Genomic DNA, 12,416 nt, shown 5'->3' on the forward strand with positions numbered 1-12,416 from the left:
CGCCACAATCCTCATCGACCGGATCCCGTGGCGCCGACGAGGGGAAATTCGATGGCCGATTATCTCGCAGACGTAAAAAAATATGATGCGGGGGCGGATGCCGACCCGGTCGCCAAGATCGTCAAGCATCTGGGCATCGCGCTCAGGAACCGCGATTCCTCGCTGGTGTCCTGCACCGACCCGGAGGAACTGAAGCGGGTCAGGAACAGCTGGGTCGCTGGCAAGCTCGGTGTCACCGACGGCGCCAAGGCGGATGCGGCTATCGAAAAGACCTGCAAGGCGATGGCGGCCGACAACAGCAAGAGCCGGGTGACGTTCTATTATCTTGTCGCCAAGGATCTGGGCATGCTCGGCTCGCTCTGAACAAACTCGCCGCTGATGCTGGCGAGGCTTCTGCTGGAATTGTCTCGCTTTGCTGTGTTCGGCCGACGGTCATTCGGCTATGATGGCTGACAACCCGAATCGGACCGGAGCCGATGCGCCAGTATCTCGACCTTCTGAAGCATGTGCTGGAAAACGGCGCAGATCGCGGCGACCGTACCGGCACCGGAACACGCTCGATATTCGGCTACCAGATGCGCTTCGACCTGGCCCGCGGCTTTCCGGTCACCACCACCAAGAAGCTGCACCTCAAGTCGATCATCCATGAGCTTTTGTGGTTCCTGGCCGGCGACACCAACATCAAATATCTCAACGATCACGGCGTCTCGATCTGGGATGAGTGGGCCGACGAGAATGGCGATCTCGGCCCGGTCTATGGCAAGCAATGGCGTTCGTGGCCGGACGGCCATGGCGGCGCCATCGACCAGATTGCGAATCTTCTGAAGGAGATACGCAAAAATCCTAACTCGCGGCGGCTGATCGTTTCGGCGTGGAACCCTGCCGAGGTAGAGGCCATGGCGTTGCCGCCCTGCCACTGCCTGTTCCAGTTCTATGTTTCGGAAGGCAAGCTTTCCTGCCAGCTCTATCAGCGCTCCGCCGACATCTTTCTCGGTGTGCCCTTCAACATCGCTTCCTATGCGTTGCTGACGCTGATGGTGGCGCAGGTGACCGGATTGAAACCCGGCGATTTCATCCACACGCTCGGCGACGCGCATCTTTACTCGAACCATTTCGAGCAGGCGCGCGAACAATTGCGGCGTACGCCCAAGGCGTTGCCGACGCTATGGATCAATCCCGAGGTGAAGGATCTCTTTGCCTTCGGCTTCGAGGATTTCCGGCTCGACAACTATTTCGCCGACGCGACGATCAAGGCGCCGATCGCGGTTTAGCACCCTACCTGACTGTGCATATCGAAATTGCCTACTGCGGCTACGCCCTCGGACGTTGTCAGCATCCATCTTGATCGACCGACGTCTGTGGTGCGCGCAACAGAGTCCGTGCGATATTTTCTTCGACCTCGATACCGCTGTATCTAAGGAGGTTATCGCAGGCGGAGAAAACCGCAGCTCAGAATGCCGTCGCCTGGTAAAGAGCCTTTCCTTGTTATGTTCACATGGATATATCGATGGACGGCTTCGGGCGATCCGAGACGAGGAGAGTTCATGCTGGCGCGCAAAGGTTCGACGACGATTGCCATCGCGGGTCTCGCTGCCATGCTGATGGCCGCGGTGCCGGCGGCCCATGCCGATGACAAGGTGGTCGTGTTTGCCGCGGCGAGCCTGAAGGACGGGCTCGATGCCGTCAACAAGGCCTGCGAGGCCAGTGTCGGCGAGGCGGCAACCATTTCCTACGCGGCGAGCTCGGCGCTGGCCAAGCAGATTGAAAGCGGCGCGCCGGCGGACGTGTTCATCTCGGCCGATCTCGACTGGATGAAATATCTTTCCGACAAGGAGCTGACCAACCCCGACACCGAAGTGAAATTGCTCGGCAACCAGATCGTGCTGATTGCGCCGCAGGATTCCAAAGTTGAAACCAGGATTGAAAAGGGTTTCGATCTTCCCGGGCTCGTGGGTGACGGCAAACTTGCCATGGGCGATTTCAAGGCGGTGCCGGCAGGCAAATACGGCAAGGCGGCGCTCGAATCGCTCGGTGTCTGGTCTTCCGTCGAAGGCAACGTGGCGCAGGCCGAGAATGTGCGCGCCGCCCTAAAGCTGGTGTCGACCGGCGAGGCAGCACTCGGCATCGTCTATGCCACCGACGCGCATGCCGAGCCTGGCGTGAAGGTGGTCGGCACTTTCCCGGACAATACACATCCGCCGATCATCTATCCGGTTGCCCAGCTTGCGGATTCGAAGGGCAAGGATACTCCGGCATTCCTGAAATGCCTGCAATCCGCCAAGGCTGGCGAACTCTTCAAGGCGCAAGGTTTTACAATCCTCGCGCCGAGCAACTGACGAACGGCCCTGACCATGAGCTGGCTGCTGGATCTCGCTCCCGACGAATGGAATGCGGTCCGGCTGTCCATCAAGGTGGCGACCGTAGCGATGATTGCCAGCCTGCCGCCGGGCGTAGCAATCGCCCTTGTGCTCGCCCGCGGCCAGTTCTGGGGCAAGACACTGCTCAACGGGCTGGTGCATCTGCCGCTGATCCTGCCGCCGGTGGTGACCGGCTATTTGCTGCTTTTGAGTTTCGGCAAGCGCGGTCCGGCCGGCGCTTTCCTGGCCGAGCATTTCGGCATCGTTTTTTCCTTCCGCTGGACGGGCGCCGCGCTCGCCTGCGGCGTAATGGGTTTTCCGCTGATGGTGCGGGCGATCCGGCTGTCGATCGAGGCGGTCGACCGTAAAATCGAGGCGGCCGCCGGCACGCTCGGCGCCAATCCATTATGGGTGTTCGGCACGATCACGCTGCCGCTGATCCTGCCCGGCCTGATCGCCGGTGCGATCCTCTCCTTCGCCAAGGCGATGGGCGAATTCGGCGCGACGATCACCTTTGTCTCCAACATTCCGAACGAGACGCAGACGCTGCCATCGGCGATCTACACTTTTACGCAGGTTCCCGGCGGCGACGCCGGCGCGCTCAGGCTGACGCTGATCTCGATCGTCATCTCGATGGCGGCACTGGTCGCCTCGGAAGTGCTGGCGCGACGCGTCGGCCGGCGGATGGACATCGAATGACGGTTCAGGTCGACATCAGCCACCGGCTTGGCGATTTCGCCGTCAATGCCCGCTTCGAAAGCGCCGGGCGGCTGACTGCGCTGTTCGGGCCTTCCGGCTCCGGAAAGACGACGCTGATCAACCTGATTGCCGGGCTGATCCGCCCCGACAAAGGCCGTATCGCGGCCGACGGCCGTGTGCTGGTCGATAGCGATGCCGGCTTGTTCATGCCGAAGCACAAGCGGCGGATCGGCATGGTGTTCCAGGACGCGCGGCTGTTTCCGCATATGAGCGTGGCGAGCAATCTGCGCTATGGCCGCTGGTTCACGCCGGCTGCTGAGCGCTACGCGGATATCAATGGCGTGGTCGAACTGCTCGGGATCGGCCATTTGCTCGACCGGCGGCCGGCAAAACTCTCCGGTGGCGAGAAGCAGCGCGTGGCAATCGGCAGGGCGCTGCTTGCCAGTCCGAAATTGCTGCTGATGGACGAGCCGCTGGCGTCGCTCGACGAGGCGCGCAAGGCCGAGATCTTGCCTTATATCGAGCGGCTGCGCGACGAGACGAAAATCCCGATCGTCTATGTCAGCCACTCGATCGCCGAAGTGGCGCGGTTGGCGAGCGACGTCGTGGTACTGATGCAGGGCAAGGTCGCTGCTTCCGGTCCAACCGGAGCGATCATGCAGCGTCTGGATCTATTGCCGGCCGAAGAGCGCGGCGAGGGCGGTGCCGTGCTGGATACCGCGGTTCTGCGCCACGACGAGGCGTTTGGCATGACCGTGCTTGGCTCGGCGGCGGGCGAGATCCGTGTGCCGCTTCTGGCAACGCCGGTCGGTGCGCCGGTGCGCGTCCGCATCCGCGCCCGCGACGTGATGATCGCCACCGAGCAGCCGGTTGGCCTCAGCGCGCTCAACATATTCCCGGGCACGATCATGGCGATAAAGCCGGGCGAAGGGCCTACGGTCGAGATCGGCATCGACTGCAATGGCGCAACCGTGCTTGCCCGCATCACCGAACAATCGCGGCAGACGCTAGGGCTCCAGCTTGGTCGAAAGGTCTTCGCGGTGGTCAAGACGGTGAGCTTCGACCGGGCGAATACCGGCGCCGGCCTGCCCGCCGAGGCGGATGGGTGAACGGCCGATGATTCGCTATATCGTTTTGGAATAGCGGTATCGCTGGAGAACTTGTAGAATGGTGTGACCGCGGAGGAGCAAATGCCGTCGCTGAGCTTGCGGATAAATCTCGATCCAGATGGCCGCATCGGGCCGGGCAAGATCGAGCTTCTGGAACAGATCGCTGCCTTCGGCTCGATTTCGGCCGCGGCGCGCGGCATGGAGATGTCATACAAGCACGCTTGGGATCTGGTCGAGGACATGAACCGCGTGTTCGGCAAGCCGCTGGTTGCGGCACAGACGGGCGGCAAGAAAGGCGGTGGCGCCCAATTGACGTCGGTCGGGCTTGCGGTGGTCAGCCGCTTCCGCGCCATCGAGCGGGCTGCGTCTTCAGCAGCGGCGGCGCATATGGAGGCGCTGCAGGCCGAGATCGATGCTGCGTGAACTCGGCGGAATTCATGCCGCGCTCAATCCCTGTCACTCCTCAGGCTCGCCCGGCTTGCGCAGCAGATAGGTGTCCATGATCCAGCCTTTTTTCCGGCGTGCCGCCTCACGGATGCTGACGATCTCGTCGCCGACGTCGCCAATCCGGCCCGAGACGACGATCTCGTCGGGTGTGCCGAGATAGGCGCCCCAGTGGACACTAACGTCCTTGTCGGCCAGCGTGTTGAAGGCGCATTTGCCGTCCAGCATGACGATGGTGCTGCCGGCGTTTTCGGGCAGACCTTCCTCGACGAGCCGGCGGCCGGTGGTGATCAAAATGGCGTCGCCGATGCGGTTCAATGCCATTTTGTGACTGGCTGCGAGTGCCTGGATGGCGGTAATGCCAGGGATGACCTCCAGTTCGAACGCGACATTGCCTCTGAGGCGCACGCGCTCCAGGATACGCAGCGCGCTGTCGTAGAGCGAAGGATCGCCCCAGATCAGGAAGGCGCCGCAGCCATCTTCGGGGAGTTCGCCGCGAATCAGGCCTTCATAGATCGCGGCGATCGCCTCGTGCCAGTCGTCGACGGTCGAGCGGTAGGAAGGCGCCGGCTCGGCGCGCACCGGCACATCGAATTCAACGCGGCGCGAGTTCGGATTGATGACGAAGCGGTCGCAGATCTGGCGGCGCAATTCGGCGAGATCGTTCTTCTTCGCGCCCTTGTCGGGGATGAACAGCACGTCGGCCCGATTGAGGCCGTTGATGGCCTGGACCGTCATGTGCTCCGGATTGCCGGCGCCGATGCCGATGACAAGAAGCTTGCGCATGAGCGAACTCCTGCCCGATCGAGACCGGCGTGTCTAGACCGACACGACAAGCCGGCACGCGCCGGCGCGTTTGCCGAAAGGCTTTGAAACGCCACATTGAACGGCTAGAGTCATGTTGGCATTTTCGCCGGGGGAGTTTCCATGTTCCGTTACGTCCTGACCGCAGCCTTGGCGCTCTCGGCTACGCCCGCACTCGCCAATGATTCGGTCGCCGAACTCGGCACCGGTGGGCTGATCCTGTCGCGCAGCGATGCGGTGGCGATGGAAAGCGAGGATCTCTACATCTCGCCGGAAAAGGTGACGGTCGATTACGTCTTCCGCAACAACACCGACAAGGATGTCGATGCGATCGTCGCCTTTCCGATGCCCGACATCGAAGGCGACCCCGAAGAAATACCGGCGATTCCCGAGGCGCAGAGCGACAATTTCCTCGGCTTCGAAGTGACGATCGACGGGGTGCCGGCAAAGCCGCAGCTCGAGCAGAAGGTGTTCGCGCTCGCCATCGACATCGGCGCCGACCTGGAGGCGCAGGGCGTGCCTTTCTATCCATTCGGCGATGCGGCCAAGGCAGCGCTGGCAAAGCTGCCGCAAGCGGTCACCGACGACTGGGTCAACCGCGGCATCATCATCGAAGACACTGCCGATGACGGTTCGGGCATGAAGACCTTCTATACGCCGTTCTGGCAATTGCGCTCGACCTATTGGTGGCGCTCGACCTTTCCGGCCAACAAGGCGGTGCATGTCTCGCATCGCTACAAGCCGAGCGTCGGCGGCACCTCCTCGGTCAGTCTCTTCTATGACGGCCAGTTCCAGGGCCAGTATGCCGCCTACAAGACCCGCTACTGCATGGATGACACGTTCGAGAACGCCGTGCGCAAGGCAGCCAAGGACGATCCCGACGGCTACCCCAAATATTTCGAGAACCGCATCGCCTATATCCTGACCACGGGCGGCAACTGGGCGTCGGGAAACATCGGCACGTTCAAGCTGACCGTCGACAAGGGCGATCCGAAGAACCTGGTCTCGTTTTGCGGCGAAAACGTCAGGAAGATCGGACCGACGACGTTCGAGATGAAGGCGCAGAACTTCTACCCCGAGCGCGACATTGACATATTGCTGCTGGAGCCATCCGATGGCGGGAACGGCGGCTGATGGACCTCGCGATCTACGTCGCCATCGCCGAGAACGGCGTGATCGGGCGCGAGGGTGGGTTGCCGTGGCGGCTTTCCACCGATCTCAAGCGGTTCAAGGCCGATACGATGGGCAAGCCTATCATCATGGGCCGCAAGACCTATGAAGGCATCGGCCGGCCGTTGCCGGGCAGGCTCAACATCGTGGTGACGCGGGACAGGGCATGGCGCGCCGAGGGCGTAGAAGTCGCGCACTCGATCGAGGACGCAATCGCGCTGGCGACGGTGCGCGGGCGCTGCATGGCAGGCGCCGACGAGATCTGCGTCATCGGCGGCGGCGAGATCTATGCTCAGGCGCTGCCGCTGGCCGATCGGCTGCACGTCACCCATGTGCTGGCCGCGGTCGACGGCGACGCTCATTTCCCGCCGATCGACCCGGCACTGTGGCGGATAGTCCACTCACAGGAGGTTGAGGCCGGTGAGAAGGACAGCCATGCGACACGCTATTCGGTTTACGAGCGGCGCCGCGATGTGAATTGAAGACGACAAAGCGTCGCGACAGGTCTAAATGGACCCAAAGGCGGACTGTGACGGCAGCCGATCGCGTTGAAAGCGTGCCGTTGCATCCCTATAGAAGAATAATATTGGATTTTGCGCCGGTGAGCCGGCGCTTGAGGGAATTCCAAGCGAAAGGACATTCATGCCCTGGAACGACAAGAGCGGCGGCGGCGGCCCGTGGGGCGGCGGCAACAATCAGGGACCTTGGGGACAGGGACCCAAGGGACCCAGCGGCCCGCAGGGCTCGCCTCCTGATCTCGAGGATATCATCCGGCGTGGGCAGGACAGGTTGCGGCGCGCACTGCCGGGCGGCGGTGGCGCGAGCCCGGCGGTGTTCGGGCTGATTGCTGCGGCGCTGGTGGTGCTGTGGGCGTTCAAGGCGGTCTACACCGTGCAGCCCGACGAAGTTGCGGTGGAGCTCAGGTTCGGCAAGCCGAAGGCGGAACTCTCGCAGCCTGGCCTGCATTTCCATTGGTGGCCCATTGAAACGGTCGAGACCGCCAACATCGCCGAGCAGCTTGTCAGCATCGGTGGCGGCAGCACCAGCGGCAATGGTCTGATGCTTTCCGGCGATCAGAACATCGTCAACGTGCAATTCTCTGTGGCCTATCAGGTTTCCGACCCGAAGGCCTATCTGTTCGACGTGTCCGACCCCGGCGGCATGCTGCAGCAGGTCGCCGAAAGCGCGATGCGTGAAGCGGTCGGCCGGCGCCCGGCGCAGGACATTTTCCGCGACGACCGGCAAGGAATTGCGGCGTCGGTGCGTGAGATCATCCAGACGACGCTGGACGGCTACAAGGCCGGCCTCAACGTCAACGCCATTTCGATCGAGGATGCCGCGCCGCCGCGCGAGGTGGCGGACGCGTTCGACGAGGTGCAGCGGGCCGAACAGGACGAGGACAAGTTCGTCGAGCAGGCCAATCAGTATTCCAACCAGAAGCTCGGCCAGGCGCGCGGCGCTGCCGCGCAGATCCGCGAAGACGCGGCCGCCTACAAGAACCGGGTCGTGCAGGAGGCCGAAGGCGAGGCGCAGCGCTTCATCTCGGTCTATGACGAATATGCAAAGGCGCCGGAGGTGACGCGCAAGCGGCTTTACCTGGAAACAATGGAGAGGGTGCTGAAGGATTCGAGCAAGGTCATCGTCGAGCAAGGCAATGGGCAAGGGGTCGTTCCCTACCTGCCGCTGCCCGCATTGCAGCAGAAGGCGCCGGCACCGGCCGCCGGAGGAAACCAGTGATGGCCAACCGTCTTCCCGTCATTGCGGTCATCGCCGCGGTCATCCTGTTCCTGCTCTATTCGTCTGTCTTCGTCGTCAATGCGCGCCAGCAGGCGCTGGTGCTCAGGTTCGGCGAAATCGTCGACGTCAAGAACCAGCCAGGCATCTATTTCAAGGCGCCGTTCTCCTTCTTCGATGCCGACACCGTGCAGCTGATCGAAAACAGGGTCCTGCGCTTCGACCTCGATAACATCCGCGTCCAGGTTTCGGGCGGCAAGTTCTATGAGGTCGATGCCTTTATCGCCTATCGTATCTCGGATCCGCGCGTGTTTCGCGCCGCGGTCTCCGGCCAGATCGAACTGGCCGAGGCCCGGCTGAGGACGCGTCTCGACGCCGCCTTGCGCCGCGTCTACGGCCTGCGCGACTTCGAGGCGGCACTCTCGGAAGAGCGCGCCGTGATGATGCGCGAGGTACGCGATCAACTGAGGCCCGACGCCACCTCGCTTGGCCTGCAGATCGAGGATGTCCGCATCCGCCGCACCGATCTCACGGCTGAGGTCTCGCAGCAGACCTTCGACCGCATGAAGGCCGAACGTCTCGCCGAAGCCGAGCGGCTGAGGGCGCGAGGCAATGAGGCAGCGCAGCGGATCAGGGCCCGCGCCGACCGTGAAGTGGTGGAAATCGTCGCCGAAGCGCAAAAAGAGTCTGAAATCCTGCGTGGTGAAGGTGAAGCCCAGCGCAGCGCGACGTTTGCCGGGGCCTATCAGCGCGATCCGGCCTTCTTCGATTTCTATCGATCGATGAATGCCTATGGCACGGCGCTGAACAGCACCGGAACGACGATGGTGCTGTCGCCGAATTCCGAGTTCTTCCGCTTTTTCCGCGACCCGAACAGCAAGGAAACGCTCGCGGCACCGGCGGCACCACCGCCAGCGCCGCCCGCTCCCGCCGCGCCAGCGGCACAGCCAGGCACCGGCCAGTAGGGCCGGTGCAGGGGAAGCCGGCGTAATGGAGGATTTATCCTCTGGCGGTAGCCGTAGCCGCAAACGTGCCTTATTTCTTGCCAACATGACGCGACGCGGCGTTTTTGCCGAAGCGCTTTTTTAGAACACCCGGAGGCCTTTCGATGACATCCACCACCCTTCTGCGTGCAGCGAGGCGGACGTTCATCGCCGGGGCCGCTGCGCTTCTGGTCGGCGCCGTTGCCGTTCCGTCGTTCGTGACGCCGACAGTGGCAGCCGACGGGCCACCCTCGGTTGCCGATCTCGCCGCCGGCCTGCTCGGCGCGGTGGTCAACATCTCGACTTCGCAGACGGTGAAGGGCACGGAGGGTCCGGGCGCCGTGCCGATGCCGCAGCTTCCAGAAGGCTCACCCTTCCAGGACTTCTTCGACGATTTCTTCAAGAACCGCGGCGGCGACAAGGGCGGCGGCGGGCAAAAGGTGCAGTCGCTGGGCTCCGGCTTCGTGGTCGACGCCGAGCAGGGCATCGTGGTGACCAACAACCACGTCATTGCCGATGCCGACGACATCGAGGTGAATTTCTCCGACGGGGTGACGCTCAAGGCGACGCTGGTCGGCACCGACACCAAGACCGACGTCGCGGTGCTGAAGGTCGATCCGAAAGGGCACAAGCTGACAGCGGTGAAGTTCGGCGATTCCAATACGATGCGTGTCGGCGACTGGGTGATGGCGATCGGCAATCCGTTCGGTCTCGGCGGCACGGTGACGGTCGGCATCGTCTCGGCGCGCAATCGCGACATCAATTCCGGCCCGTATGACGACTTCATCCAGACCGATGCCGCGATCAACCGCGGCAATTCCGGCGGACCGCTGTTCAACAGCAGCGGCGAGGTCATCGGCATCAACACGGCAATCATCTCGCCGTCGGGAGGCTCGATCGGCATCGGCTTCTCCATTCCGTCGCAGCTCGCCTCGGGCGTCGTCGACCAGCTTCGCCAGTTCGGCGAGACGCGGCGCGGCTGGCTCGGTGTGCGCATCCAGCCGGTGACCGACGACATTGCCGAAAGCCTGGGCATGGCGACCGCCAAGGGCGCGCTGGTCGCCGGCGTCATCAAGGGCGGACCGGTCGACAACGGCACCATCCAGGCCGGCGACGTCATCATCAAGTTCGACGGCAAGGACATCCATGAAATGCGCGACCTGCCGCGCGTCGTGGCGGAAAGCCCGGTCGGCAAGGCGGTCGACGTGATCATCGTGCGCGAGGGGGTCGAGCAGACCGTGAAGGTGACGCTCGGCCGACTCGAGGACGGCGAAAAGCTTGCCAGCGGCGGTGAAAACGGCAACACCGACCAGGACGATGCCGACAAGGCGCCTGCCGTTTCGACGGCTGCCGTGCTTGGCATGACGATCGGCGAGCTCAACGACGAGACGCGCACGAAATTCGGCATCGCCGCCGACGTCTCCGGCGTCGTCGTGACCGACGTCACCAAGGATTCAGCCGCTGCCGAACGCGGCATCCAGCCGGGCGAGGTGATCACCGAGATCGCGCAGGAATCGGTCGCCACGCCCAAGGACGTCATGGACCGGATCGGCGCGCTGAAGGAGCAAGGGCGCAAGAACGCGCTTTTGATGCTGGCGTCGAAGACCGGCGAGCTGAGGTTTGTGACAATCCGGATGGATTGAGTCCGGAAGAGCCTGTAACACTCTGATCTTGAAAAGAAAAAGGGCGGCTAGCGGGCCGCCCTTTTTCTTGCTTGCCAGTCTGTGCGTGACAGCCTGTAGAAGACATGTCGCCTGAGTGCGGTGTGGCTGTCCGGAACGCCGGGATGGTCGAAATCGGAGGCCGGGTCGGCGATCATGTTCAGGCGCTCCATGACGGCAGTGGACCGGCTGTTATCCTTGACTGCGAAGGACACGATTTCGTCGAGGCCAAGTCTTTCAAAGCCATAGGTGAGCCAGGCATCGGCTGCTTCGGTGACATAGCCGCGGCCCCAGAATTCGGGTGCCAGCCGCCAGCCGATCTCGATCGTGCCGGGCGGCAAGAATGGCAAATGATCGGTTCGGGTTATGCCGACGAAGCCGATGCATTCACCTGTGGCTGTGATCTCAGCGGCCGCGAAGCCGAAGCCGTTGCGATCGATAGCGGCGCGCAACTCCTCCATCTTGGCATCCGACTGGGCACGGTCGCGCCGAAACGGAAAGAATTCCATGACGCGCTCGTCGGAATTGATGCGATGGAAGAGCTCGCGGTCACGATCTTCCCAGTTGCGCAGGATCAGGCGTTCGGTGCGGATCGGCGTCACTCGACAAATTCCTCCCGGCGATAACCCTGCAGATAAAGCAAGGCGGTGAGGTCGCCGTGGTCGATGCGGATCTTTGCCTCGGCTGCCACGGCCGGCTTGGCGTGCAAGGCGACGCCGATGCCGGCAAGACGGATCATGTCGAGATCGTTGGCGCCGTCACCCACGGCAATGGCATCGGCAGGCGTCAGGCCGAGGCGGGCGGAAATCTCGATAAGGGCTTCGGCCTTGGCGGCGCGGCCGAGGATCGGCTCGGCGACCAAGCCGGTGAAGCGGCGATCCTGCTCGATCAGCCGATTGGCGCGATTTTCGTGAAAACCGAGCAATGCTGCGATGCGGGTGGTGAAGATGTCGAAACCACCGGAAATCAGCGCCGTCCACGCGCCGTTGGCCGCCATTGTCTGGACGAGCGTGCGACCGCCGGAGGCAAGCGTCAGGCGATTGTCGATGATGCGGTCGATGATTGCGGCATCGAGACCCTTAAGCAGCGCCACGCGCTCGCGCAAGGCCGGCTCGAATGCGATCTCACCGTTCATCGATCGCGCCGTGATGGCGGCGACGCGATCCTTGACGCCGATCTCGTCGGCAAGCTCGTCGATGCATTCCTGCTCGATCATCGTCGAATCCATGTCGGCGATCAGGACCTTCTTGCGCCTGTTCTCAGCCGGTTGGACGGCCACGTCGATGGGTTCGGAAGCAAGCGCGGCATGCAGGCGGGCCGTTATTTCGGAAGCTTCGGCGGTCTCCGGCAAATCGAGCTCGCAGGCGATGCCTTCGGCCAGCCAGCGAACAGCGCTTGCGCCGACAGACCCAGACGCCATATTCGCTAGCGTCGGCGTCAATGCGCGGCCGGCGG

At 63.0% G+C, this 12,416-nt stretch carries 14 protein-coding genes; 11 read left to right on the top strand and 3 right to left on the bottom strand.

The annotated features are described in order from the left end of the window. The first annotated feature begins 51 nt into the window (after positions 1-51). From NKI50_RS00455 to NKI50_RS00480, 6 genes are all read left to right on the top strand, one after another. Entirely contained in the window at positions 52-363 is a 312-nt protein-coding gene (locus NKI50_RS00455) for a DUF2853 family protein (RefSeq protein WP_352715038.1), read from the top strand. 113 nt (positions 364-476) lie between these two features. Continuing rightward, on the top strand, positions 477-1,271 hold the full coding sequence (locus NKI50_RS00460; protein ID WP_352482986.1) for a thymidylate synthase: 795 nt from the start codon (positions 477-479) through the stop codon (positions 1,269-1,271). Positions 1,272-1,544: 273 nt separating this feature from the next. After that, the gene (gene modA / locus NKI50_RS00465; RefSeq protein WP_352639709.1) at positions 1,545-2,336 is read left to right on the top strand and encodes a molybdate ABC transporter substrate-binding protein; all 792 of its coding nucleotides are present in this window, start codon (positions 1,545-1,547) and stop codon (positions 2,334-2,336) included. Between the two features lie 15 nt (positions 2,337-2,351). Next, positions 2,352-3,056 carry a molybdate ABC transporter permease subunit gene (gene modB / locus NKI50_RS00470; protein WP_352482989.1) on the top strand — a complete coding sequence of 235 codons (705 nt, stop codon included), beginning with the start codon at positions 2,352-2,354 and terminating at the stop codon, positions 3,054-3,056. Then, positions 3,053-4,165, top strand: coding sequence for a molybdenum ABC transporter ATP-binding protein (gene modC, locus NKI50_RS00475; protein WP_352639707.1), 1,113 nt, complete (start codon positions 3,053-3,055; stop codon positions 4,163-4,165). The genes modB and modC overlap by 4 nt, the downstream gene beginning before the upstream one ends. 81 nt (positions 4,166-4,246) lie before the next feature. Continuing rightward, positions 4,247-4,588: a winged helix-turn-helix domain-containing protein gene (locus NKI50_RS00480; protein ID WP_023676697.1), complete on the top strand. Its 342-nt coding sequence runs from the start codon at positions 4,247-4,249 to the stop codon at positions 4,586-4,588. Positions 4,589-4,621: 33 nt separating this feature from the next. Here NKI50_RS00480 and cobF read toward each other — a convergent pair whose 3' ends face one another. Next, positions 4,622-5,395 (bottom strand): precorrin-6A synthase (deacetylating), encoded by a 774-nt coding sequence (gene cobF, locus NKI50_RS00485; RefSeq protein ID WP_352639705.1) that lies wholly within the window; start codon positions 5,393-5,395, stop codon positions 4,622-4,624. Between the two features lie 141 nt (positions 5,396-5,536). On the opposite strand from cobF, the gene NKI50_RS00490 reads away from it, so the two are divergent. From NKI50_RS00490 to NKI50_RS00510, 5 genes are all read left to right on the top strand, one after another. Beyond that, complete coding sequence (locus tag NKI50_RS00490; protein ID WP_352715041.1) at positions 5,537-6,547, top strand: DUF4424 domain-containing protein; 1,011 nt, start codon at positions 5,537-5,539, stop codon at positions 6,545-6,547. Then, entirely contained in the window at positions 6,547-7,065 is a 519-nt protein-coding gene (locus NKI50_RS00495) for a dihydrofolate reductase (RefSeq protein WP_292664361.1), read from the top strand. The genes NKI50_RS00490 and NKI50_RS00495 overlap by 1 nt, the downstream gene beginning before the upstream one ends. A 160-nt stretch (positions 7,066-7,225) precedes the next feature. Further along, complete coding sequence (gene hflK, locus NKI50_RS00500; protein WP_023720809.1) at positions 7,226-8,320, top strand: FtsH protease activity modulator HflK; 1,095 nt, start codon at positions 7,226-7,228, stop codon at positions 8,318-8,320. Next, positions 8,320-9,282 carry a protease modulator HflC gene (hflC, locus tag NKI50_RS00505; RefSeq protein ID WP_023720808.1) on the top strand — a complete coding sequence of 321 codons (963 nt, stop codon included), beginning with the start codon at positions 8,320-8,322 and terminating at the stop codon, positions 9,280-9,282. The genes hflK and hflC overlap by 1 nt, the downstream gene beginning before the upstream one ends. A gap of 143 nt (positions 9,283-9,425) precedes the next feature. After that, complete coding sequence (locus tag NKI50_RS00510) at positions 9,426-10,943, top strand: DegQ family serine endoprotease (RefSeq protein ID WP_352715045.1); 1,518 nt, start codon at positions 9,426-9,428, stop codon at positions 10,941-10,943. Positions 10,944-10,990: 47 nt separating this feature from the next. Here the strand turns inward: NKI50_RS00510 and NKI50_RS00515 are convergent, their stop codons facing one another. Further along, the gene (locus tag NKI50_RS00515) at positions 10,991-11,563 is read right to left on the bottom strand and encodes a GNAT family N-acetyltransferase (RefSeq protein ID WP_352639698.1); all 573 of its coding nucleotides are present in this window, start codon (positions 11,561-11,563) and stop codon (positions 10,991-10,993) included. Then, entirely contained in the window at positions 11,560-12,381 is an 822-nt protein-coding gene (gene serB, locus NKI50_RS00520; RefSeq protein WP_352495198.1) for a phosphoserine phosphatase SerB, read from the bottom strand. The genes NKI50_RS00515 and serB overlap by 4 nt, the downstream gene beginning before the upstream one ends. Positions 12,382-12,416 lie beyond the last annotated feature (35 nt).

The organism is Mesorhizobium sp. M0563 (assembly GCF_040321065.1).
Classification (GTDB): domain Bacteria; phylum Pseudomonadota; class Alphaproteobacteria; order Rhizobiales; family Rhizobiaceae; genus Mesorhizobium.